This is a genomic window from Paenibacillus sp. Y301 (assembly GCF_059445505.1).
The window spans coordinates 57,597-80,416 of record NZ_JCAIUL010000003.1 but is presented as its reverse complement, the minus strand read 5'-3'; the positions used below and the strand labels follow the sequence as shown (position 1 = coordinate 80,416).

Below are 22,820 nucleotides of genomic sequence, written 5' to 3'. Positions count from 1 at the left end.
AAGGATGCAAATTACATCCTTAGATACAGTTACCCAACCCGAATGGAACAAATACCACGAACAAAGCATTCATTTTATAAAGAAACATAGCCGTAAACGAATTACAACCGAAGCCTTTCGTCACTTTGCTGAATTGACTTATCCAGAATTGTTACTTCCAGGTACTTCAATTCTAATTGCTACCGTCCGTGGAGATCGCGGACCGACACTAGCTGGAGTATGTTTCGTTTCTGGGTATGGTGAACACACCTGTTTAATCGTTGTGCATCCTTTCTATCGTGGACGACATCTGGGAACTTCCCTCTTGTCGTCTCAACTCACCAAATTAGGCAGATTATGCTGCAATGTTGCGTTAGATAATGTACAATGTCTTCAAATGTGCTTTCATGCTGGACTTACCGCTGATTCACTCCACCTAGGACCTACTGGGAAGCCTAGCCTTAAGCTACACGGAGAAATTCGAACCGACAGTACATCAACTACCTCCATTCAAGAAGAAGGTGAAGCGATATGCCACGTCCCGTCTTAGGAATACTGACACTATACCTCAACGAACAAAAGCAACTCGAAGAACGAATTGTTTACCAGAACATGATTATTGAAGGCAAAAAGCTCGGACTTGATATCTATGTCTTTACTCCTATGGATGTAAACAATGCAACAAAGAAAATCAGCGCTATGGAATATGATCCAGTAAATCACAAATGGAGTCGTAAAATTCGTGATTTCCCTAATATGATTTTTGATCGTTGCCGTATACAAAAAGGTTACCGGTTTAAACAGCTTCAGGCATTTCGCAAAAACTACGGACACCATCTTTTCCTTAATCGCCCACTTCGTAATAAATGGATCATACATGAGCTTCTCTCTAAAAAAGAAAACTTCCGTCCCCATTTACCTGAGACGAAGTTAGTTACTCGTATATCGGATGTTGAGCATATGCTGAAAAAGAAGCCCGTCATATATCTCAAGCCCATTAATGGGACTGGAGGACGTGGAATTCTTCGCATTGAAAAGCTGAAGCATCAGAATTTATATTATATTCAAGGACGTAACCAGAATCGTAAAATCATCACTCCACAAAAAATACATGCTGCCCGACTTGGAGCTATTCTACAAAATTGGGGTATGAAAGATAATTACATCGCACAAGAAGGAATTCCGGTTGAATTACCCAACGGACGCGTGCATGACTATCGCATGTTAGTCCAGAAAAATCGGGAGGGTGTGTGGGCATTAACTGGAATGGTGGGCAGAGTAGGCGCATCTAGAAGCGTCACATCTAATCTCCATGGTGGCGGTCAAGCCATTTCGATGGATACACTGTTATCCCAGTGGATTAAGGACCGAAATCTACAAGAACAAGTGAAGAAGAAATCGGAAACTCTTGGGTTAGAAACCGCTAAGCATCTCGAACAAACCTATGGTGCCTTATGTGAACTCGCCCTTGATCTAGCCATCAACAAGAAAGGTGAAGTATACCTTCTGGAGGTTAATCCGAAACCAGCTAGAGAAGTCTTCTCCCGAAGTGGGCAACAGGATACCTATCGTCAATCCATTATCAGACCTTTAGAATATGCCATTTGGTTATATGAACAAAAGAATCACCCTCCAAAAGCAGAAACAAAAGAGGAATTGTCTTAACCAATTCCGATAGTACACAGCGTGTAACTCCTAGCACGCGGTGTGGTGTAACATGATGGCGGTCAACCACACATCATACAAAGAATCATCATCCCTAAATAAGGATGATGATTCTTTTATTGCATCTTTATATAATCCACCTGGAATATCAAAAATTATATTTTCATCAAAAGTGCCGTATTGCACTTGATCTGTCTTATGACATATTTGAATTAATATTTTCCGAACCCATCTTCGCATGTAATATCCAATTCAAGTACGTCGTAAAGGTTTCTTTTTGAATCATCTAACTTTTTTTGAGCCTTCTCGATTTCAGATATTTTCTCCTTAATGATATGTGTTTGATCATCTTTGGACATTTCATTTCTCGAGATCATGGCTTTTATATCGTTAATTGAAAATCCCATGGATAAACATTTTTTTACGACTTCTAGATAAGCAGTAATTTCTGAAGCATAATCCCGGTAATTATTCTGTTCTCTCCTAATGTAATCATTAGTGATAATTCCTATTTTCTCATAGTAACGAATAGTTGATATAGGAAGGTTAACCATTTTTGCAACTTCACTAATCTTCATATTAATCACCCCAATGCCTTCTCTTGCTATAAAGTATACTTCATAGTTTACAATTCTAATAGTGAGGTTAAGCGACCGGAATCTCACAACTAATATAGATGAGGGAGAGACACTACATGAATACAATCACTAGCAAATTCCATAAAACTAACAATTTCAATGAAATTGTCATGGAGCGCCGTTCCGTGAAAGTCTACGATTCAGAAGTGAAAATTAGCCGGGAGGAAATAACCGAAATATTAACGGAAGCTACCCGCGCCCCTTCTGCGATCAATATGCAGCCCTGGCGTTTCCTTGTCATAGACAGCGCTGAAGGCAAAGAAAAACTTGCCCCACTAGCATCCTTCAACCAGACACAAGCTCTGACTTCCTCGGCTGTCATCGCGGTATTTTACGATGCTAATAACATTGAATATATTGACGAGATTTTTGGCAAAGCTGTAGAACATGGATACATGCCACAGGACATTATGGACATGCAGGTGCCACAAGCCAAATCCTACTATGCAAACCTATCCGAATCCGACCTGCGAGACGTGAACTTGATTGATTCGGGTATTGTATCTATGCAACTCATGCTTGTTGCACGCGCCCATGGATATGACACTAACCCCATGGCAGGATATGATAAGGAACGGATTGCTGAAGTTTTTGGTCTTAATAAAGACAGGTTCAAACCGGTCATGTTGATCTCAATCGGAAAAGCAGCCAAAGAAGGTTATCCTTCTTACCGCCTTCCAGTTGAAACCACTACTACTTGGGCATAATCGAACATAAGCTAAGTCTAAAATCAAAACTCATGCTATCCGAAATCTTTCGTTTTCAGCTTTTTAAAAGCATGCCGGAGTTTAATCTTCTCGTTACTTGAGCGGATGACGGCAGCCATTCGTAGGGGTGGCTACCTATAAGTCTTGATGAGCTATCGTCTCCCGTTAGAATTAAGTATCTTCGGTCTAAAACTTTATTTCCCTCTGACACCAACTGTTAATTTTATGACATCCTTAGACAAAGAATCTACTATGGTGGCGATTTAGTTGTATTATCCCAGGTTCAATTTTCTTTTAATTTGATAGATTCTTTTCATGACTTTGGGACACCCTATTTCAGCGTTCCACACGTTCTAAGTATCGCCGGTATAACCCTATAGATAGTGTTAGCCAGCAAGCACTCATTAAATATCCACCAAGCACATCGCTTGGATAATGGACACCTAAGTAAATCCGACTAATGCCTATAATAACAATAAATAACGAACTAACAATAATAATCAATATTCGTCCGTTTGCCTTGTGAACATGTTTCCAGATCAAGAAGGTAAGAGCGCCGTATAACGCGAATGCAGCGACAGAATGCCCACTAGGGAAGCTGTAACCGTTAGCCTCCACAATCCGGTGTAGGGTAGGTCGGGTTCGCTGAAATACTAATTTAAGTAACTTATTCATTAGAGCAGACCCAATCATTACCCAAATGAGAAATAGTAGTTCTCTCCGGTGACCCAAAAAATGATATAAAATAGCCATGATCACGATTGATATGATAACGATAGGCAGCCCACTCCCAATCGTTGTGAAGAACTTCATTACTACCGTTAAATTCGGTGCTTCAAGACCCTGTACCCATGAGATGATCGTGCTATCAAAATGATACGTCATATGATTACTCACGAGCACGGAAATTAGACTGAAACCTAATGCACATATGACAAAAATGACTACAGCCAATGAAAATGAATACTTCCTATTCTTCATAAGTTATGTATATCCTCCATCGTTATTGTTTGATCTTAGCATAGCTTGGTTATGGACTTCAAACAGAGGAAATAGTACTATTCAAACATATAGGTTAATACAGGAGGTACATGGCAATGGATCACTTAACAACCCAGCGTATGGATGAAATTATTCAGCAACACCATCACTTTCATAACAGTGGTAGAACACTAGACATCCAGTTTCGAATAGAACAACTTAGAAAACTTAAGGAAGCCATTCAACGCAATGAGCAACCTATTATGGAGGCTCTTTACCAGGATCTGAGAAAAAGTGAATTTGAAGCTTATGCGACGGAAATAGGCTTAACACTAGACAGCATCGGCTATACGATAAAACATTTGAAACAATGGATGAAACCCCAAAAGGTAAAAACCCCTTTTCACCAATTTCCATCCAAAAGCTTTATTCTAAAGGAACCCTATGGAACCATCTTGATTGTGGGTCCTTTTAACTATCCTTTCCATTTGGTCATTGAACCACTCGTCGGCGCGATCGCCGCTGGGAACTGTGCTGTACTTAAGCCTTCAGAAAATACACCTACCGTATCTGCCATCATCGCTAATATCATCAAGGAAACCTTCGACGAATCTTATATTAGAGTAATCGAGGGTGAGCGCGAAACAACGTCGATATTGATCCATGCACCCTTTGACTATATCTTTTTTACAGGAAGTGTTCCCGTTGGGAAGATTGTCATGGAAGCTGCGGCGAAAAACCTCGTCCCCGTTACCCTTGAACTAGGTGGGAAGAGTCCTGTTATTGTGGACCGATCAGCCAATATTGAATTGGCTGCTAAGCGTATTATCTGGGGAAAATTGGTTAATACTGGACAGACTTGTATTGCACCTGATTATATTTTTGCTCATACGGAGATTAGACAAGAGCTGATTGAGGCCATGAAAACTGTCATTATCGATTTCTATGGCAACAATGCCAAAGACAGTAGTGATTACGGTCGGATTGTTAATGAGCGACAGTTTGATCGCTTGCATGCTATTTTAGAAAAAGATAGCGCGAATGTTCTATATGGAGGTCACTCGGATAAAGAAGATCTATACATAGAACCTACTCTGTTAGATTCTAATTCTTCCTCCGATGCAGCCATGCAAGAAGAGATATTCGGACCCATCCTCCCGATTCTGGAGTACCGGCAACTTGAAGAGGTCATTCAAAGCATTCATAATCATCCTAAACCATTAGCATTGTATTTATTTACTGCGAGTAAAGAAGTTGAGAATGAAGTGTTGAGACGGGTTTCTTTCGGAGGCGGATGTATTAATGACACCCTTTCACATTTTGCTAGTTCACATCTCCCTTTCGGTGGCGTAGGGAATTCAGGAATCGGTGCATATCATGGTAGAAGTAGCTTCGAACTGTTCTCCCACAATAAAAGTATCATGAAGAAAAGCACAACCATAAAAATCAACGTTGTCTTCCCTCCTTACAAGGATAAAGTAAAAATCATCAAAAAATTATTGAAGTAATTACACATCATGATCCAAACAAGCATAAACGGCTTCGCCGTCCTTTAGCGGCGATGAAACGGTTAGCGTTGAAATATAATCCTATGTATAAGCAGAAATACTTATAAATTCTTATATTTTAAAAAACCTCTTAGAATTAACATGGATATAACCAAAAGGTTATACCCATCTCTTTTCTAAGAGGTTTTCTCCTATCTTCTTAAAAAATCTTCTGCTGCTCCCGATCACCCTTGACTATCTCTACGGCTTCCTTAAAACGCAGAGAATGCACAATCTCCCGCTCACGTAGGTACTTCAAACTATCCTGCAAATCTACATCATCCGTCATATCGATCAGCCACTGGTATGTAGCCCGTGCTTTCTCCTCAGCAGCAATATCCTCATACAAATCTGCTATCGGATCCCCTTTTGCCTGGATATAAGCCGCCGTGAAGGGAACCCCGCTTGCATTCTCATAGAATAGTGCACTGTCATGGGCTGCATAATGAGGACCGAGTCCTGCTGCTTTTAGTTGTTCAACCGTAGCATCTTTGGTTAGTTTAAAGATCATCGTTGCAATCATCTCGAGGTGAGCGAATTCTTCTGTACCAATGTCTGTTAGAAGACCTATGACTTTATCAGGTATCGTATACCGCTGATTCAAGTAACGTAATGCAGCAGCTAATTCTCCATCCGCTCCACCATATTGTTCAGATAGAAATTTCGCCATTTGAGGATCGCATTTACTAACTCTTACAGGATATTGTAATTTCTTCTCATACACCCACATGAACAAACCTCACCTCCGATAAATTTTAGACTTGCCAAGGCCATGGAGTTTGTGACCATTGCCATGGAAACCTTGAAAAGGCATGGCCGAAATTCATTAGAGGACCATATACATCCTGGAACTGCTTGGTAAGCCGTATTCTTTCTTGACTAAGTTGGTTGTATTGTTGGATACTTCTCAAATCCTCAGGATGTGTATCGAGAAATAAATTTAGTTCCACAAGAGCAAAATCTACAGTCTGAAGTTCTTCAAGCCATTCATAATACTGTTGATCACACGCTGTAAACTCCATCAACAATCTCCCCCTTGTGATTGTCTTGCAGTATAAGGGCTATAGAGTGCCGGCCAGAGTGTTCCCCTTCTTAGTGCTTCCGAGAGACTAAATTGCGGCCAATCCAAAGGCTGGAAGGTAATGAATTGATTTGGTGGTACTACATACGACTTACAGAAGATGGGTGGACATGGATCAAATGGACCAACAAAGGGTCTATAACTTTGCACTACTTGGTTCAACGAAAGTCTCCTCCTTATGATTCATATGGTTACTACGACAATGTCTTTGTATTATCATATGACGTTAGCCCAGAAAATGAACTTAAATAAGACAAAAAACTCCTTGGCTTGGCCAAAAGCTTGAGCTTCGACCACAAGGAGTTCTAATACACCATTCGTCATGATTGTACACAATTGCACTAAAATTTAATATTAATCTGGAATAATCCAGCCTTACGCATGGCTAAGTAGATAATAATGACTAACGGACCGATAAAGAAACCTATAACACCTACCAACTTGAAGCCGATATACATGCTGACAAGAGCAGGAAGAGCACCAATCCCAACTGCATCGCCAATAATTTTGGGTTCAAGAACTCGACGCCATACCGTTATTACAATGAAAAGAATAACCAATCCAATCGCCATATAGGTATTGCCTACAATCATCTGGTATATTGCCCATGGAACCAGCACTGAACCTACGCCCAGGATCGGTAAGAGGTCAACAATAGTAACTAATAAGGCAACAGCTAATGGAAAGGATACACCTAAGATTAGGAGGCCTAGCAGAGTAACTATATATGTCGAAACACTTAGAATAAGTTGGGCACTTAGAAATCCAAATATGGATCTCTTGAGACTATGAATCACTTCATTTACCTGACTCTGTGACTTTTCTTCAAAGAATGAAAGGATACTAGTGCGCATCGTATCGAGGCTGAAGCTGAATAAGTAGACCGCTACGCAAAACACGATGAAAAAGATAAACATATCTGGTATCCCTTTAGCAAACGACAGAAAAGAAGAAGATACCGTATTCACAATCGATTCAACGTACGAAGTTAGATTATTCAGAAATTGTTGCAGACTATTTGCCATGTCAGGCTGAAGCCGATCAAATGCCCCCTCAGCTTGTATCATGGTCTGTTTAATGAAATCATTCGCGCTGGAGAAATAGCTAGGTGCATTTTTCCAATACTCCACAAGTTGAGTGTAGACTTGCAAGCCCACAATGTACACCATTAGCAAGATAAGAAGCAGAAATATTGTGCATGTCATCGTCGATGCTGTGATTCGATTTAACTTCAACCGTCGCATTAGAAACACATTAGCCGGTTCAATGGAAATGGCTATTAATGCTGCAAGAAGAAATGGTGAACCTATGGTAAAGAGACCATAAATAAAGAGAAGACTTAAACCAATAAATAATACCTGCTTCCCAGACATCCTTCACATCCTTTAGAGATCATCATTCTCTAACTGTTCCATGGTTGTGTCCTTCTTTTTCTCTGCTCGTAGAATCATGACTCGTGTTATACGCAATCGAGAAGATTCCTCCACCTGAAATATGAAATTACCCACTTCAACTTTCTTGCCTTTGGCAGGATTACCTTCGAGTTCTTTGAACAACCATCCTCCGATGGAATCCACTTCATTATCCTCAATCACAATACCCGTTAGATCGTTCACATCCTCAATAAGCATCCTCCCTTCCACAGAAATCACGTCTCCGTTAACCTCTACATCCTCACGCTCATCATCTTCGAATTCATCATATAATTCTCCAACGATTTCTTCTAGGATTTCTTCTGCAGTTAACATCCCAGCTGTTCCACCATACTCATCAACAACCAGTGTAAGCTGTGCATGCTTCTTCTGCATAAGTCGAAGAACATGGCTAATCTCCATCGATTCAGGAACATTTAATATCGGACGAAGCATAGATGTAAGATCTTCTTGGTGTTCCTTGTCCGCAAGTAGAAGATCTGTAATATGAATAAAACCAAGAATCTGATCCTTATCTTCTAATGCGACCGGATAACGTGAATGCTTAGTCTCACTAATTATCTTTATGTTCTCCTCTAGCGGTAAATTCACATATAAGCAAACCATATCCGTTCTAGGTAACATTACCTCACGAGCCAACAGATCTGAGAATTCGAAAATGTTGTCCATCAGCTTCATTTCTTCTTTATCAATCACGCCACTTCTGGCACTCTGATTCATTAATATCCGTATTTCTTCCTCAGAATGAGCCCCCTCTGCCTCGCTAGCAGTATGAATCCCAATCATCCGAAGTAGCGCATTAGCCGAAACATTTAACACCCAAATAAACGGAAAGAATATTCTATAGAAAAACATTAATGGAGCAGAAAGGGCCAAAGCTGTCCCTTCCGTTCTTTGAATGGCAATAGATTTAGGAGCTAATTCTCCTAATACAATATGTAGAAACGTAATCACACCGAATCCAAGCGCAACCCCAACGGTTGTGATGAGCGTCTGATCTGTGACACCTAGCTTATACATAATCGGTTCAACCAGTAAATCTGATATTGCCGGTTCCCCTAACCAACCTAGACCTAGAGAAGTTAAAGTAATCCCAAACTGCGTTGCTGATAAATAAGAATCCAACTTGTTGTTCACTTTCAGAGCGAAATCAGCTAATTTATTCCCTTCACTCACCAATTGTGTTAGACGTGTTTGACGCATTTTGACAAGTGAAAATTCCGCTGCGACAAATACCCCATTTAACAGTACAAGCAGCAATACTAGAGTTAAATTCAATGTAAGTTTCCCGATTGCAAACTCTGTATGCAATATGAACGACCTCTTTTCTATAGACTGTGTGCAGTTCTTAATTTAAAATCCATATCTATGTAATACATATCTGCTACAAGTAAGTTAGGACCACAACAACCCGCAGCATCGCAATGACAGTTCACTTTCTGGTTCAACGGATGCCCATTCATCCATTGATTAAATATATCTTCAATTGATTCGCTCTTAATATTCCCAAACGGCGGGATATCTGCGAAATCTGTCACATACACATCTCCGGAGAATAAGTTCACATTTACTCGATTACGACCATCTGGATCATTACGTACTGTGATATTCTTGGAATCCTTTAACCGCCGAAGCAATTTCAAATCTTCGTCATGATCACTACAAGCATAAAATGGAAGTGTACCGAATAACATCCACACGGATTCATCTCGTGTATCTAATAAGTTATATATGGCATTACGCATATCATCCAGAGATAAGACTGGCAGACTTGATGCAAAATTAGAAGCATACATGGGATGGACTTCATGACGTTGACAGCCCATGTCGACAATTAATTGATGAATCTGATCTAACTTCTTATGTGTTCGATAATTAATCATGGATTCAGCGGATATGTACATGCCAGCATCGGTCAGTTGACGCGTATTCTCGACCATAGTGTCATATAGGCGGTACGCAGCTTCTTTACTAACAGGACGAGCACTGTTTGCGAATCCTACCTCATGGAAATCATCCCCGTTCAGATAATTAAACGACATATGCATAACATCTAGATAAGGAAGAAGCTTCTCGTAACGATCTATTCCCATCGTTAAGTTAGAGTTAATCTGGGACTTGATCCCACGATCCTTCGCATATTTCAACAAAGGAACAATAATTTCATCAACGGTTTGCTTCCGAAACAGAGGTTCCCCCCCAGTCATACTAATCGTTTCCAAGTGCTCCACTTGGTCCAATCTTCTGAGCATCAGATCCAGTGAAAGAGAATCTGATTCTTTCATAACTAGCATATCTCCAACCGCACAATGTTCACATCGCATATTACACAGATGAGTAACCGTCATCTCGACACTAGTTAGTACATGCTGTCCGTACTTTCGAAGTGAATTCATAGGATCCCATGGATCATAACTTGGGGATATTTCCTGTGTGTTCATGGAACTTATATTTCTTGTAATCATATTCGCCACCCTGTTCCCTTTATTAACCAACAATGAAATGAGATCAAACCTTTTACTATATATCATATCACGAAGGGGGGTGTTTCGCATTTTCTCGATTCCTTATATCTTGTGTTCTATTCGAATATATTATTATCACAATCCAAATATTAATTACACCTATCCAACTTCAGGCGAATCAATACATAGCAAAAGGAACCATGAAACAACGACGAAAGGCATAACGAAGGATCGTTATGCCTTACATGTTCATCAACAAGTCGTTGTTCCTTGGAAATATTTAATCACTGTGCTTTCTCAGCTATGTCTACCGATTCTAGTCCCTCAACATGTGTAACTACGACGGATAGAATTTCAGCCAAATCTTTATCATAAGGTACCTTTAGCGGTTCTCCCGCTTCGTTTGTCAATACACGCACCACAGGCCGTTGAGGTATGCTAGGGTGAATCTTGCTTACCACACCCGTCTCTCCAGTACTTAACTTCACACTCATACCTGGTGGGTAAATGGCAACATTATCTCGAAATATTTGTAACTTTCTCTGTTCAAATAGAATATCAGAACCTCCATATAAGAACTCCATCGCTTGATGTGGAAGCATAGCAGGTTTATACACACGATGGGAAGTCATCGCATCGAACGTATCTGCGATACCTAACCATTGTGCATACTCGTGTATTTCATACCCTTTAAGTCCCCTAGGATACCCCGTACCATTCAATCGTTCATGATGCTGGAATGCACAATGAGCAGCCACTAACGGAATATCTGGTTCATCTTTTAGCATTTTAAAACCTAGTTCTGTATGAGACTTAATCTGATTAAATTCATCGTCATCCAGTTTCCCAGGTTTCAATAATATGTTAGCTGGAATTTGTGTCTTACCAATATCATGGAGAAGTGAGCCAACTCCAAGTACCTTAAGTTGTTCAGTCGATAAGCCACTTGCGGCACCAAGAATTAATGTAAACACACACACATTTAAGGAATGCCTGTACAAATAATGATCTAGCCTATTCATATCCATGAGCATAATCATCGTTACTTCTTGACTATTAAGATCATCAAGTATAGATTGCATGACAGCCGTGAAATCTCTCCCTAAATGCCGATAACCACCCATACTGCGGGAGGTGATCGGGAATTGAGATATTTTTTGAAAACTTGATTGAATGGTATGTAAGGCTTTGCGGCGCGTTTCCTCGTGCAGAACCTCAGGGATGATAATATCCTCTGTTAATGAATCTTGAATATAAACATACCCGATGCCAATTTCCTTTAATCTACTAATCAGATTATTTGTTAATTCCACACCTTCAGACAATAAAGTAACTCCATCAGCACTATATATCTTTTTGCCGATCTTCATGCCTTCGTGAAGCATCTGCACAGGGACTAGTCGCAAAGTAAATCCTCCTACAATGATGAATGTCATGATACATCTAAGCAGTTCATTTGATCTCATTCTAAGAGAGAAATACGCTTGAATGACATTAGTTCAATATAAATATCCAAAATACCGCTGCAAGCACAAATCTGTATATAGCAAAGTGAGTTAGTCTAACTCGTTGTATTAACTTCATAAACGCTAACACTACCAAGTAAGCCACTGCAAAAGCTACGATAAACCCTAATATGAACATGCCTATATTATCACTATTAAAATATCGGTAAGAATCGAGTAATTCATAACCCGAAGCTGCACACATAATTGGAATTGCAATTAAAAAAGAGAAGTCAGCGGATGCTTTATAACTAACACCACTTAACATTCCTCCAGAAATCGTAGAACCAGAACGTGAAAAACCTGGCCATAATACAGATATAATCTGGTATATTCCGATTAAGAAAGCCTGCTTATAAGTTAAATCATCCAGATCATGGGCAGTTACATTTGATTTGTTCTTATTATACCATTCCGCGAAGATCATAAAAATACCACCTACGACTAAAGCCCAGACAACGGTATTCGCACTAAACAGACTCTTTATGAAATCTCTTGCAAAAAAGGCCACAATCAGTGCTGGAGCAATCCCTAGGATCACATGAATTAAATCAAGCCTCTTTTTTGGTTTGCCTCCAATAGCAGTAGTATTCTCTGCACTTTTGAGTCCTAACAGGCCCAGAATCCGGCGCCAATATACAATAGCGATAGCAAGAATAGCCCCTAACTGTATAACGATTTCGAAAGTCTTCATAATATCTGTTTGATCATCAAATCCCATCGCTTTGGATGTTAGGATCATATGTCCCGTTGAAGATACCGGAATAAATTCCGTAATCCCCTCCACAATCCCAAGAATAATTGCTGTAATAGTATCCATTATATCCTCCTTATCATATCTCTCATCTAAATTGACTAATCTATGCTAAATCCTAGTAACCTACACAGAATGCCATCTCATTTCATGACAATCTTCGAGGCTACCCGGACGTTGAAGTTCTGTACTTAATAAGTCCCTCAGGAATTCTGGCAGAATAAATGTTCTATCCCAACCCGTAGCAATTCTCTCGTAACCAATGCCAAATGTAAACATGTCAATAGTCCCTACTCTATACTCTTGATCATCAGATATAGGCACACCCTGGATAGTAATGCTAACGATTTTATCATAAGGGATTCGGGTACTGTCATACAAGACCTCTGCTCCATCCAGTGCTATACTTCCTAATACTTTCCCTCTGAATCCGTAACCAAAGATCTTCTTCTCCTTAAATTCAGATAGCAAGCTTTGTTCCAATGTAAATCGTATGTCACTACCTTTTAACGTAAGAATACACGGATTGATGGGAGATGGACATAATTGGTGTAACATTCCCACTGTAATATTCCCTTCAGGTAGAGAACTTAGAAGTTGCCCTGTATTAACCATTGAAATTTCAGTTTTCGTAAATTCACGTAACGATTGTGCCAGCAAATTCCCGAACGGGGACTCTTGACCTGTTTCATTTAGTAGTAAAGCATGGTCTGTAACCATGATTGTTCGTTCTAAAGTCTTCTCTGCTTGCTTACGATGGATTTCTAAGGCCATAGTGATCTTATCGTCCCTAAGTATCGGATCAACGGGTATAACCCCACCCCAGACGACGCCGAATCCCCCATTAGAGTTCCGTTCCATAACTATTTTACCAACAAATTGTCCAAACTTACCAGCGCCACAAATACTAGTATTTCCGATTCGAATTGGCTCTTCAAGTAAGTGATGTGTGTGTCCACCCAGAATTAGATCTATCCCCTCTAGGTTCGTAGCAAGGTTACGATCTGTAGGGAGTCCTAAATGGGACAAGAGAATAAGTACATCGACTTGTGGTCTTAAGATTCCAATTTGTTCCTGTATTACGGCTTCAGGAGCAAGGGCCTCCCACCCAATAAGTCTATAGAACTCATCGAATGGGGCTGTTACACCAATAATTCCAATTCTAATGTGACCTTTGGTTATGATAACGTGCTTCTTCATCCAGTTTGGACAGAGTCCACTCGAGCTTTCACGAATATTACAGCACACAACAGGACACAACAGCCCGTTATAGGCTCTCTCTAACATATCTGGGGTAAACGTAAGCCCTTCATTATTACCAATTGTAATGGCATCATAATTCGTTAAATTAATAATGTCTGTATTGACTTGCCCAACACTACCTTCTGTTTCTACAGCCATACGATCCATATGATCACCTATATCTAACAGAAGAAGGGAACTGTCTGAGGCAAGACTTCTCTCCCCATTAATCACTCCCGCAATGGAACTCACCATTTCAAAATGACTATGAATGTCATTGGTATGTAGAATGGTTAGTCTTTCTTTCTGATTCAGTGACATCCTGACTCTCCCCCTTCTCTCTTTATGTCAAAATACAATTCATGCAATTAACCAACCAATCAGTTATTGGTATCTAGTGCTTAATCATAACATTTCCTTATTGATTGTGGTATATTGAAGGAAATAACCAACAATTCTGAGGTGCATAATTATGAACATAAAGATTAGACTTTTTGCTGGACTAGCTGAATTAATGAACCGTTCTGTACTCGACTTCGCAATAGATGAGTTACCTATTTCTGTCGATCAATTAAAAAAACTAATATCTACCACCTACCCAGAGGCAGCATCTCAAGTATCCGTCTCTTTCTTCGCTGTCAATGAAGAATATGCTACAGGCGAAATGATGATTACGCTTGATGATGAAGTTGCTCTAATTCCCCCAGTATCTGGAGGAGATGGCCAGAAATCAGTACGAGAAACTAGTTCCAATGGATTATATGTCATTACAGAAGAACCACTCTCTTTAGATGAAGTATATTCTAAAGTGCTCCATAACAATCATGGTGCTACTCTTGCATTCGTTGGTACGACGCGAGAAATGACCGGTGACACTCGAACCGTTCATTTAGAATATGAAGCCTATATCCCTATGGCATTATCGTATCTGGAGAAGATAGGAACGGAATTGAATAACCGTTGGCCCGGCACACTCTGCGCTATTTCGCATAGAATCGGAAAAGTTGATATAAAAGAAGTCAGCGTAATTATAGCGGTTTCTTCCGCACACCGAGATATCTGTTATGAGGCTAGTCGTTATGCTATTGAGAACTTGAAGCAATCCGTTCCAATATGGAAGAAAGAACTATGGGAAGACGGGCAGAAATGGAAAGGATACGATAAACAAGAGTCCTGGGACCCGTATTTGAGTTAAAATCGTTGTAAATCCATATTTTTCTTGTTATGATAGATGAAACATTTATGAGAGTGCCTGTAACAGATTTAAAGCCCGGTGATATTTTGCAAGCAGATACGTATAGTGATAAAGGCCTACATGTGATGAAAAAATTCACCGAATTAAGATCAGCTGAAATTAGAATACTTGTTCAGCATGGATTTGATTATGTAGATATTCATTCGCCCGCTAAAACGAACCGTATCATAGATAGCCCAAAGTCAGAGGAGTTTCTCGCTAAATCTAAACCACATTTAGCAAACGCCATTGATGGGTTCGAGAATATATTCTTGGAAGCTATAAGTAGCGGTAAAGTAAATAATAGTTTGGTTGACGACATCATGCATCCTCTGGTCGATCAATTGACTGCCCAGACGGATGTTGTCTCTTTACTAATAGCTCATGATTTTAAAGATGATTATACCTATCAACACTCTATGCAAGTAGGTATGTTATCTTATTACATTGCAAATTGGTTAGGTTACACTAAGGACGAGGCTTATGTAGCTGGTAAAGCAGGTTATTTACACGATATCGGTAAATGTAGAATCTCTACTGAACTCCTTAATAACAGGTAAAAACAGGTAAATTAACGTACGAAGAATTTGAGGAAATAAAGTTACATACTACGTATGGTTACGAAATTATTCGCAATTCATCATTAGATGAGGTATCTGCCTTAGTTGCTCTCCAACATCACGAACGTGATGATGGCAGTGGCTATCCTCAGAAATTAAATGAGCACAATATTCACCCCTTCTCACGGATGGTCAGATTGGAACAATTATCATGACGAATCCTGCGGATTCATTCCGTCTCCTGATTCAGATTGATAACGAGTTCTTAGACCTTTCCATCGAACGAACTCTATCGATTGGAAAAGTATTTATGTGAGTGCATACAAAAAGGGCTGTCCAAGCCATGAAAATGGCTTGGACAGCCCTTTTGTTTTTATAGGATAAAGTTAGATGTTCGTGAGAGATCACTCCACGAACGGACCATTGGTCCAATCGCTGTGGTCTGCCATATCGAAATTGTAAAAAATGTAGGACACTCTATGGCTTGGGACTCCCATATTCATTGAAAATCAGCCATTAATTCATCAACAATTCCTTTAACTGTTTTCTTTTCTTTAATTACATCAATCGCTGTATTTACAGATATGATACCTTCTGAAATTTGCCCATCCAGCATTCCTGTACGAAGACCGCCACGCTTATTAATTTCTTGTTCAACCTCGTCACTAGATTTCCCACTGTTATACATTTTTGCCAATTCCACCGCTGATTTCGTAGGAGTAGATCGTTGTACTCCTGAAACAAGTAGTAAGTCTTCAGATTTAGAATTGATAATGTCTTGTTTAGCTTCTTCAGAAGCAGGATTCTCTTCAGATACAATAAAACGAGTTCCTACATAGACTCCTTCAGCTCCAAGTGCGAAAGCAGCTCGTACACCACGAATATCATTAATTCCCCCTGCAGCAATAACTGGGATGTTAACCACATCTACAATAGTTGGTACGATAGAGAACGTTCCAATTTGGCGTTGTGGGATATGTCCTCCCTCGTCATATCCTGTAGCAACAATTAAATCAACGCCGCACTCTTCTGCCTTTTTTGCGGAAGCAACGGATGGTGTTAACTCTCTAAAGATGATAATACCACCACGATCTTTTATTTCTTTGAAAATATTTCTATTCACTTCTCCGATTGCTACAAAGACTTTTACGTCTTCTTCAAAAGCAACATCAAGTACTCGTCTTACATAAATGTTATCTTTCTCCATACCATCTGGCGGAGAAAACATATTAAGACCGAATGGTTTACCCGTTAACTTTTTAATTTCTCTAATCTCACTTCGAAGTCCATCTTCTACAGATACTGTTTCATCTTTCGCATGTGGACCCGCATTAAATCCTAAGACACCTAATCCACCCGCTTCAGAAACCGCAGCTACAAATTTAGCATTGGTTAGCCAATTTAGTGGCGCTTGAATAATGGGATATTTTATTCCTAAGATGTCCTCAACTCTTTTGTTTGTTGCTATATTCATTTCTTTCACCTCACGTTTTATTTTGTGTAACATGACATTACCCAGTTGCACCAACCACTGTCACCTTCTTAGATACAAAAAGACGAACTTAAAAAGTTCGCCTCCTTGTTAAGAGAAAAATCTGAATCGGCACGAAATCGGCACGAAGAATTTCCCTCGCTATTCAAACGGGTCATAACGTTGTTACACCAACGCTTTTTTAGAGACTTAACCGATAGACCCTTCCATCTCGAACTTGATGAGACGGTTCATTTCTACGGCGTACTCCATTGGAAGTTCTTTTGTGAACGGTTCGATGAAGCCCATAACGATCATTTGTGTAGCTTCTTCTTCTGTTAGACCACGACTCATCAGATAGAAGAGTTGTTCTTCTGACACTTTCGATACTGTAGCTTCATGCTCCAATGTAATGTTATCATTCATGATCTCATTATATGGAATCGTATCGGATGTAGATTGGTTATCTAGGATCAATGTATCACACTTGATATTGGATTTAGCACCTTCTGCTTGACGTCCGAAGGAAGCTAGACCACGATAAGTTACCTTACCACCATGTTTACTGATTGATTTAGATACAATCGTAGAGGTTGTGTCTGGCGCTAAGTGGATCATTTTAGCTCCTGCGTCCTGATGTTGGCCTTTACCTGCAATCGCGATGGAAAGAACCATTCCCTTAGCCCCACGACCCTTAAGAACAACAGAAGGATATTTCATCGTCAATTTGGAACCAATATTACCATCTACCCATTCCATTGTTGCATTCTCTTCTGCTACAGCACGTTTCGTAACTAGGTTGTAGATATTTGGCGCCCAGTTCTGAATCGTTGTATAACGTACACGTGCGTTCTTCTTACAGATGATTTCTACAACGGCACTGTGTAGAGAATTCGTGCTGTATATTGGAGCTGTACAGCCTTCTACATAATGAACATGGCTATCTTCATCCGCAATAATCAATGTACGTTCGAATTGTCCCATATTCTCGGAGTTAATACGGAAGTATGCCTGTAGAGGCATTTCACATTTCACACCTTTTGGAACATAGATGAAACTTCCTCCGGACCATACAGCACTGTTCAAAGCAGAGAATTTATTATCTGTCGTTGGAATAACAGTACTAATATATTCTTTAACGATTTCCGGATGTTCTCTAAGAGCTGTGTCCATATCCATGAAGATAACACCTTGAGCTTCAAGGTCAGACTGCATGCTGTGGTAAACAACTTCAGATTCATACTGTGCCGATACTCCAGCTAGGAACTTCTGTTCTGCCTCAGGGATTCCAAGCTTATCAAAAGTTTCTTTGATTTCAGACGGAACTTCCTCCCATGTCTTTCCTTGCTTATCAGAAGCTCTAACGAAATATTGGATATCGTTGAAATCTAGATCATCCATATTGCCACCGAAATTAGGCATTGGCATTTTCTCGAATTGTTCTAATGCTTTCAGACGGAAATCAAGCATCCATTCTGGCTCATCTTTGATCCGGGAAATTTCCATTACAATCTCACGTGTTAGACCTTTTCCTGTTTTGAAAATGGACTCATGTTCGTCACGAAACCCATATTTATATTCTTCAATTTCTGGGGACTTCTTAGCCATGTTATTTCAACTCCCTATCATTTTTTGTTGAACTGTTCCTCATCAATCACTTTCCGTAATGCATTCCAAGAGAGCGTTGCGCATTTAATGCGTGCAGGGAACTTATTTACACCCGATAAGGCTTCGATATCTTCATATTCATCAAATTGAACATCTTCACCCAACATAAGCTGTGAGAAACGTGCAATCATTTCTTGTGCATCTTCCAACGTCTTACCCTTCACTGCTGCAGTCATCATCGAAGCTGAAGACATACTGATGGAACATCCATCACCGGTATATCTGGCATCTTCAACAACGCCATTATTGACCTTAAGCTGCAATGTGATCTTGTCGCCGCATGTAGGATTATTTAAGTCCACTGTTATAGCGCCATCTTCGAACTTACCTTTGTTACGTGGATTTTTATAATGATCCATAATTACCTGTCGATATAAATCATCAAGTTGCATCGCCAAAATACTCCTTTGTCTGGATTAAGGCACTGATAAGACGATCAACATCATCTTGTGTATTGTATAAATAGAAGCTGGCACGAACCGTTGAATTCACATTCAGCCAGCGCATAAGTGGCTGGCAACAATGATGTCCCGCGCGAACGGCTATACCACTTGCATCAAGAACGGTAGCTACATCATGAGGATGAACATCACCAAGATTAAAGGTTACAAGTCCAACTTCACGCGTACTAGGACCATATAAAGTAATTCCCTTAATTTCTGATAATCGATTCATGGCATAAGCCGCCAATTCTTTCTCATGGCGTTCAATATTATCCATGCCGACCTCATTTAGGAAATCAATAGCTGCACCTAGTCCAACAGCTCCCCCTATAATAGGGGTTCCGCCTTCGAACTTCCAAGGTAGTTCTTTCCATGTTGAATCATAGAGACCTACTTCATCAATCATTTCTCCTCCGAATTCAACCGGCTCCATGAACTCCAGCAGTGCCTTCTTACCGTAAAGTACACCGATTCCGGTTGGACCACACATTTTATGAGAAGAGAATGCATAGAAATCACAATCTAAGTCTTGAACATCTACTTTCATATGCGGCGTACTTTGTGCACCATCCACCACGATAATAGCACCATGACGATGGGCAATTTCTGCTATTTCTTTCACGGGATTCACGACTCCCATGACATTGGATACATATGCAATCGATACAATTTTAGTCTGCGCTGTTACTGATTTCTCAACTTCAGCCAGATCCACTGATCCATCCGGTTGCAAAGTAATATATTTGAGCGTAGCACCCGTAGCTTTAGCTACTTGCTGCCACGGAATAAGATTACTATGATGTTCCATAGGCGTGATCACAATCTCGTCGCCTTCATGACATACAGCACGAGCATACGATGCTGCAACCATATTCAACGCTGACGTCGTTCCCCGAGTAAAGATAATCTCTTGCGTACTTCGGGCATGAATGAAACGAGCCACTTTCTCGCGAGCACCTTCATATGCATCTGTAGCACGGCTACCGAGAGTATGCACTCCACGATGCACGTTCGCATTGTCCCATTCATAATAATGCTGCAGAGCGTCAATAACTACACGAGGCTTCTGTGAAGTAGCTGCGCTATCCAAATACACTAATGGATGACCATTGATCTCCTGCTGCAAAATTGGGAACTGCTCCCGCACGTTTAAATTCATCGTCCTAACTTCCTTTCAACAAGCGATTGAAGTTGAGTCCGTAACGCTTCAAGAGGAATCTGAGATACTACTGGAGCTAAGAAACCGTAAATAATTAGAGCTTCTGCTTCCGTACGAGAAATACCACGAGACATGAGGTAGTAGACTTGCTCTGGATTCACTTGTCCAACGGATGCAGCGTGTCCCGCAGTTACATCATCCTCATCAATCAGAAGAATTGGATTCGCATCTCCACGTGCTTTTGGACTAAGCATTAGTACTTTCTCTGTCTGTTGTCCGTCAGCTTTGGAAGCACCTTTCTCAATCTTCGTAATACCGTTAATGATCGCTGTAGCTTGTTCACGCATAACAGCACGTGTAATCATCTGACTAGGAGTGCTCTTACCGAAATGTTGCGCTCTAGTCGTATAATTAAGTTTCTGTGATCCTGAACCAACCGCGATAATCTTCGAATCTGAAGATGATCCATTACCTTTGAGGATTGAATTCGTATCACTCATGGTATTCCCGTCATTCATCTCACCGACGATCCATTCAATGACACCATCGTTTTCAACAATAGCACGACGATAGCTTAATTCAGTCACATTACTGCTCATTTCATGAACGGTTGCATAACGAACCTTAGCTCCAGCTTTAACAAATACTTCAACAGAACTATTATGGACTAAGTCCCCAGTAAGTTCTCCTGATACATAATTGTCTACATAAGTTACAGAACTATTTGTATCCGCAATAACCAATATATGCGGCGCAAACGTTGCTTGTACTTCATCCGCCAAGAAAATAGCTTGTAGAGGTACAGTTACTTCCACATTCTTCGGTACATATAGGAAAATCCCACCGTTCCAAAGTGCAGCATGTAGAGCAGTAATCGCATTCTCGTTCTTCTCAATGGCCTTATGCAAGTAACTCTTCACTAAATCTCCGTGTTCAATAGCGGCTGTATGAAGATTCATAAAAACAACGCCTTGTTTAGCTAATTCAGCTGAAAGCTTGGTATAGACCACACCGGAATTATGCTGAACAATTAGATTTCCTTCTGCATCTTCGTCTTTAATCAATCCTTGTACAGAAGCCGGAAGGCTCTTTAAGGAATCGATTGTAGTCGTTTCTTGATAAGTACCATAAGATTGTGTGTTCCAACGATCCACTCTTGTCTTCTCAAGACGAGGAAGTTCCAATTGACTTGCTAATTCCAAGGCTTCAAGACGAAGTTCTGTTAACCAATTGGGTTCATTATTTCGTAACGATGTCGCTTTTAAACTTTCGGTATTCACCGGAAGAATGGTTTGTGTTGTCATATCTTTGTCCTCCTCCCGTTATATTTACGCTTGACCTACTGTTTCGTCTTCAATGCCCAATTCTTCTTTAACCCAGTCGTAACCTTCAGCTTCTAGACGTTCAGACAACTCAGGACCACCAGATTTCACAATAACACCTTGCATCATAACGTGAACAAAATCAGGTTTGATGTAGTTCAATAGACGTTGGTAATGGGTAATCACTAAGAAACCACGGTCTTCGCTTCTCATAGCGTTAACGCCATTGGCTACAATTTTAAGTGCATCTATATCAAGACCTGAGTCAATTTCATCCAAAATAACAAGTTTAGGATCTAACATCATCATTTGTAGAATTTCATTACGTTTCTTTTCCCCACCAGAGAAACCTTCATTCAAATAACGGTGTAGGAATTCAGGGTTCATATCAAGTTCTTTCATCTTCGCTTCCATTTGACGGATGAATTTGATAAGTGAAATTTCGCTTCCTTCTTCACGACGTGCATTGATGGCACTACGAAGGAAATCGGAGTTCGTTACACCGCTGATTTCACTTGGATATTGCATACCAAGAAATAGTCCAGCACGTGCACGTTCATCAACTGCCATCTCAAGAACATCTTCACCGTTCAACAATACTTTTCCAGCCGTTACTTCATACTTAGGATGTCCCATTAGAGCAGAAGCCAATGTACTCTTACCTGTACCATTTGGACCCATGATTGCGTGGATTTCTCCACCTTTCATTTCCAGGTTGATCCCTTTCAATATTTCTTTTCCTTCGATTGATGCTTTAAGTCCTTCAATGACGAAATTTGTAGTCATTTTTATTATTCCCTCCGGTATTCTGATATTTGTTCTGTAACTATATTTGAAATGGAGTGACTCTCCAATTTCAAGCATGAGTAATGTTGTTTATACTTATTCTAAACTAAATCCATTTGATTCTCAATGATTCTCATTAATTTTATACGAAAGAACATTTTTATCAACCCTATTCGTCAA

Annotated in this window: 22 protein-coding genes and 1 pseudogene; 6 read left to right on the top strand and 17 right to left on the bottom strand. The window is 40.1% G+C overall.

Annotation, left to right across the window (positions count from 1 at the left end; all coding sequences use genetic code 11):
- Positions 1 to 4 precede the first annotated feature (4 nt).
- The gene (locus AC1D69_RS06770) at positions 5 to 529 is read left to right on the top strand and encodes a GNAT family protein (protein ID WP_495455381.1); all 525 of its coding nucleotides are present in this window, start codon (positions 5 to 7) and stop codon (positions 527 to 529) included.
- Entirely contained in the window at positions 511 to 1,644 is a 1,134-nt protein-coding gene (locus AC1D69_RS06765; RefSeq protein ID WP_495455380.1) for a YheC/YheD family endospore coat-associated protein, read from the top strand. Before AC1D69_RS06770 ends, AC1D69_RS06765 begins: the two co-directional genes overlap by 19 nt.
- Before the next feature lie 212 nt (positions 1,645 to 1,856).
- Here the strand turns inward: AC1D69_RS06765 and AC1D69_RS06760 are convergent, their stop codons facing one another.
- A complete protein-coding gene (locus AC1D69_RS06760; RefSeq protein ID WP_495455379.1) occupies positions 1,857 to 2,222 on the bottom strand; it encodes a MerR family transcriptional regulator in 366 nt (121 codons plus the stop codon).
- A 116-nt stretch (positions 2,223 to 2,338) separates the two neighbouring features.
- Here AC1D69_RS06760 and AC1D69_RS06755 point away from each other — a divergent pair, with 116 nt between their 5' ends.
- Positions 2,339 to 2,989, top strand: coding sequence for a nitroreductase family protein (locus tag AC1D69_RS06755; RefSeq protein ID WP_495455378.1), 651 nt, complete (start codon positions 2,339 to 2,341; stop codon positions 2,987 to 2,989).
- 336 nt (positions 2,990 to 3,325) lie between these two features.
- On the opposite strand, the gene AC1D69_RS06750 is transcribed toward AC1D69_RS06755, so the two are convergent.
- Positions 3,326 to 3,970, bottom strand: coding sequence for a phosphatase PAP2 family protein (locus AC1D69_RS06750; protein ID WP_495455377.1), 645 nt, complete (start codon positions 3,968 to 3,970; stop codon positions 3,326 to 3,328).
- Positions 3,971 to 4,086: 116 nt separating this feature from the next.
- Between AC1D69_RS06750 and AC1D69_RS06745 the strand changes: the two genes are divergently transcribed.
- Entirely contained in the window at positions 4,087 to 5,478 is a 1,392-nt protein-coding gene (locus tag AC1D69_RS06745) for an aldehyde dehydrogenase (protein ID WP_495455376.1), read from the top strand.
- Between the two features lie 199 nt (positions 5,479 to 5,677).
- On the opposite strand, the gene AC1D69_RS06740 is transcribed toward AC1D69_RS06745, so the two are convergent.
- The 9 genes from AC1D69_RS06740 to AC1D69_RS06700 all read right to left on the bottom strand — a co-directional run bounded on the left by AC1D69_RS06740 (position 5,678) and on the right by AC1D69_RS06700 (position 14,318).
- Positions 5,678 to 6,247 carry a manganese catalase family protein gene (locus tag AC1D69_RS06740; RefSeq protein ID WP_495455677.1) on the bottom strand — a complete coding sequence of 190 codons (570 nt, stop codon included), beginning with the start codon at positions 6,245 to 6,247 and terminating at the stop codon, positions 5,678 to 5,680.
- Between the two features lie 25 nt (positions 6,248 to 6,272).
- Positions 6,273 to 6,539 carry a spore coat protein CotJB gene (locus AC1D69_RS06735; RefSeq protein WP_495455375.1) on the bottom strand — a complete coding sequence of 89 codons (267 nt, stop codon included), beginning with the start codon at positions 6,537 to 6,539 and terminating at the stop codon, positions 6,273 to 6,275.
- Positions 6,539 to 6,760 carry a spore coat associated protein CotJA gene (locus tag AC1D69_RS06730; protein ID WP_495455374.1) on the bottom strand — a complete coding sequence of 74 codons (222 nt, stop codon included), beginning with the start codon at positions 6,758 to 6,760 and terminating at the stop codon, positions 6,539 to 6,541. Before AC1D69_RS06730 ends, AC1D69_RS06735 begins: the two co-directional genes overlap by 1 nt.
- Before the next feature lie 179 nt (positions 6,761 to 6,939).
- Positions 6,940 to 7,971, bottom strand: coding sequence for a sporulation integral membrane protein YtvI (gene ytvI, locus AC1D69_RS06725; RefSeq protein ID WP_495455373.1), 1,032 nt, complete (start codon positions 7,969 to 7,971; stop codon positions 6,940 to 6,942).
- Positions 7,972 to 7,983: 12 nt separating this feature from the next.
- Positions 7,984 to 9,342, bottom strand: coding sequence for a hemolysin family protein (locus AC1D69_RS06720; protein WP_495455372.1), 1,359 nt, complete (start codon positions 9,340 to 9,342; stop codon positions 7,984 to 7,986).
- A 17-nt stretch (positions 9,343 to 9,359) separates the two neighbouring features.
- The gene (gene yfkAB, locus AC1D69_RS06715) at positions 9,360 to 10,496 is read right to left on the bottom strand and encodes a radical SAM/CxCxxxxC motif protein YfkAB (RefSeq protein ID WP_495455371.1); all 1,137 of its coding nucleotides are present in this window, start codon (positions 10,494 to 10,496) and stop codon (positions 9,360 to 9,362) included.
- A 284-nt stretch (positions 10,497 to 10,780) separates the two neighbouring features.
- Positions 10,781 to 11,923 (bottom strand): HD-GYP domain-containing protein, encoded by a 1,143-nt coding sequence (locus tag AC1D69_RS06710; protein WP_495455676.1) that lies wholly within the window; start codon positions 11,921 to 11,923, stop codon positions 10,781 to 10,783.
- Between the two features lie 67 nt (positions 11,924 to 11,990).
- On the bottom strand, positions 11,991 to 12,821 hold the full coding sequence (locus AC1D69_RS06705; protein WP_495455370.1) for an undecaprenyl-diphosphate phosphatase: 831 nt from the start codon (positions 12,819 to 12,821) through the stop codon (positions 11,991 to 11,993).
- Positions 12,822 to 12,881: 60 nt separating this feature from the next.
- Positions 12,882 to 14,318 (bottom strand): bifunctional metallophosphatase/5'-nucleotidase, encoded by a 1,437-nt coding sequence (locus tag AC1D69_RS06700; RefSeq protein WP_495455369.1) that lies wholly within the window; start codon positions 14,316 to 14,318, stop codon positions 12,882 to 12,884.
- Positions 14,319 to 14,469: 151 nt separating this feature from the next.
- Between AC1D69_RS06700 and AC1D69_RS06695 the strand changes: the two genes are divergently transcribed.
- Together AC1D69_RS06695 and AC1D69_RS06690 are read left to right on the top strand one after the other, a co-directional pair.
- Positions 14,470 to 15,192: a molybdenum cofactor biosynthesis protein gene (locus tag AC1D69_RS06695; RefSeq protein WP_495455368.1), complete on the top strand. Its 723-nt coding sequence runs from the start codon at positions 14,470 to 14,472 to the stop codon at positions 15,190 to 15,192.
- A 47-nt stretch (positions 15,193 to 15,239) separates the two neighbouring features.
- Positions 15,240 to 16,107 (top strand): annotated as a pseudogene (locus AC1D69_RS06690) (HD-GYP domain-containing protein).
- 183 nt (positions 16,108 to 16,290) lie between these two features.
- Here the strand turns inward: AC1D69_RS06690 and AC1D69_RS06685 are convergent.
- The 6 genes from AC1D69_RS06685 to sufC form a co-directional block, all read right to left on the bottom strand.
- Positions 16,291 to 17,316, bottom strand: coding sequence for an NAD(P)H-dependent flavin oxidoreductase (locus tag AC1D69_RS06685; protein ID WP_495455367.1), 1,026 nt, complete (start codon positions 17,314 to 17,316; stop codon positions 16,291 to 16,293).
- 156 nt (positions 17,317 to 17,472) lie between these two features.
- Positions 17,473 to 18,870, bottom strand: coding sequence for a Fe-S cluster assembly protein SufB (sufB, locus tag AC1D69_RS06680; RefSeq protein WP_495455366.1), 1,398 nt, complete (start codon positions 18,868 to 18,870; stop codon positions 17,473 to 17,475).
- Between the two features lie 17 nt (positions 18,871 to 18,887).
- Positions 18,888 to 19,322: a Fe-S cluster assembly sulfur transfer protein SufU gene (gene sufU / locus AC1D69_RS06675; RefSeq protein WP_495455365.1), complete on the bottom strand. Its 435-nt coding sequence runs from the start codon at positions 19,320 to 19,322 to the stop codon at positions 18,888 to 18,890.
- Positions 19,312 to 20,532, bottom strand: coding sequence for a cysteine desulfurase (locus AC1D69_RS06670; protein WP_495455364.1), 1,221 nt, complete (start codon positions 20,530 to 20,532; stop codon positions 19,312 to 19,314). The genes sufU and AC1D69_RS06670 overlap by 11 nt, the downstream gene beginning before the upstream one ends.
- Positions 20,529 to 21,836, bottom strand: coding sequence for a Fe-S cluster assembly protein SufD (sufD, locus tag AC1D69_RS06665; RefSeq protein ID WP_495455363.1), 1,308 nt, complete (start codon positions 21,834 to 21,836; stop codon positions 20,529 to 20,531). Before sufD ends, AC1D69_RS06670 begins: the two co-directional genes overlap by 4 nt.
- 24 nt (positions 21,837 to 21,860) lie before the next feature.
- The gene (sufC, locus tag AC1D69_RS06660) at positions 21,861 to 22,640 is read right to left on the bottom strand and encodes a Fe-S cluster assembly ATPase SufC (protein ID WP_495455362.1); all 780 of its coding nucleotides are present in this window, start codon (positions 22,638 to 22,640) and stop codon (positions 21,861 to 21,863) included.
- Between the last annotated feature and the right edge of the window lie 180 nt (positions 22,641 to 22,820).

Bases quoted from the DNA above. Each gene is read 5' to 3' on its own strand.
- yfkAB (WP_495455371.1), bottom strand. From the start codon at position 10,496: ATGATTACAAGAAATATAAGTTCCATGAACACACAGGAAATATCCCCA.
- AC1D69_RS06765 (WP_495455380.1), top strand. From the start codon at position 511: ATGCCACGTCCCGTCTTAGGAATACTGACACTATACCTCAACGAACAA.
- AC1D69_RS06755 (WP_495455378.1), top strand. From the start codon at position 2,339: ATGAATACAATCACTAGCAAATTCCATAAAACTAACAATTTCAATGAA.
- AC1D69_RS06760 (WP_495455379.1), bottom strand. From the start codon at position 2,222: ATGAAGATTAGTGAAGTTGCAAAAATGGTTAACCTTCCTATATCAACT.
- AC1D69_RS06695 (WP_495455368.1), top strand. From the start codon at position 14,470: ATGAACATAAAGATTAGACTTTTTGCTGGACTAGCTGAATTAATGAAC.
- AC1D69_RS06745 (WP_495455376.1), top strand. From the start codon at position 4,087: ATGGATCACTTAACAACCCAGCGTATGGATGAAATTATTCAGCAACAC.
- ytvI (WP_495455373.1), bottom strand. From the start codon at position 7,971: ATGTCTGGGAAGCAGGTATTATTTATTGGTTTAAGTCTTCTCTTTATT.
- AC1D69_RS06705 (WP_495455370.1), bottom strand. From the start codon at position 12,821: ATGGATACTATTACAGCAATTATTCTTGGGATTGTGGAGGGGATTACG.
- sufB (WP_495455366.1), bottom strand. From the start codon at position 18,870: ATGGCTAAGAAGTCCCCAGAAATTGAAGAATATAAATATGGGTTTCGT.
- AC1D69_RS06700 (WP_495455369.1), bottom strand. From the start codon at position 14,318: ATGTCACTGAATCAGAAAGAAAGACTAACCATTCTACATACCAATGAC.
- AC1D69_RS06670 (WP_495455364.1), bottom strand. From the start codon at position 20,532: ATGAATTTAAACGTGCGGGAGCAGTTCCCAATTTTGCAGCAGGAGATC.
- AC1D69_RS06770 (WP_495455381.1), top strand. From the start codon at position 5: ATGCAAATTACATCCTTAGATACAGTTACCCAACCCGAATGGAACAAA.
- sufD (WP_495455363.1), bottom strand. From the start codon at position 21,836: ATGACAACACAAACCATTCTTCCGGTGAATACCGAAAGTTTAAAAGCG.
- AC1D69_RS06735 (WP_495455375.1), bottom strand. From the start codon at position 6,539: ATGGAGTTTACAGCGTGTGATCAACAGTATTATGAATGGCTTGAAGAA.
- sufU (WP_495455365.1), bottom strand. From the start codon at position 19,322: ATGCAACTTGATGATTTATATCGACAGGTAATTATGGATCATTATAAA.
- AC1D69_RS06740 (WP_495455677.1), bottom strand. From the start codon at position 6,247: ATGTGGGTGTATGAGAAGAAATTACAATATCCTGTAAGAGTTAGTAAA.
- sufC (WP_495455362.1), bottom strand. From the start codon at position 22,640: ATGACTACAAATTTCGTCATTGAAGGACTTAAAGCATCAATCGAAGGA.
- AC1D69_RS06750 (WP_495455377.1), bottom strand. From the start codon at position 3,970: ATGAAGAATAGGAAGTATTCATTTTCATTGGCTGTAGTCATTTTTGTC.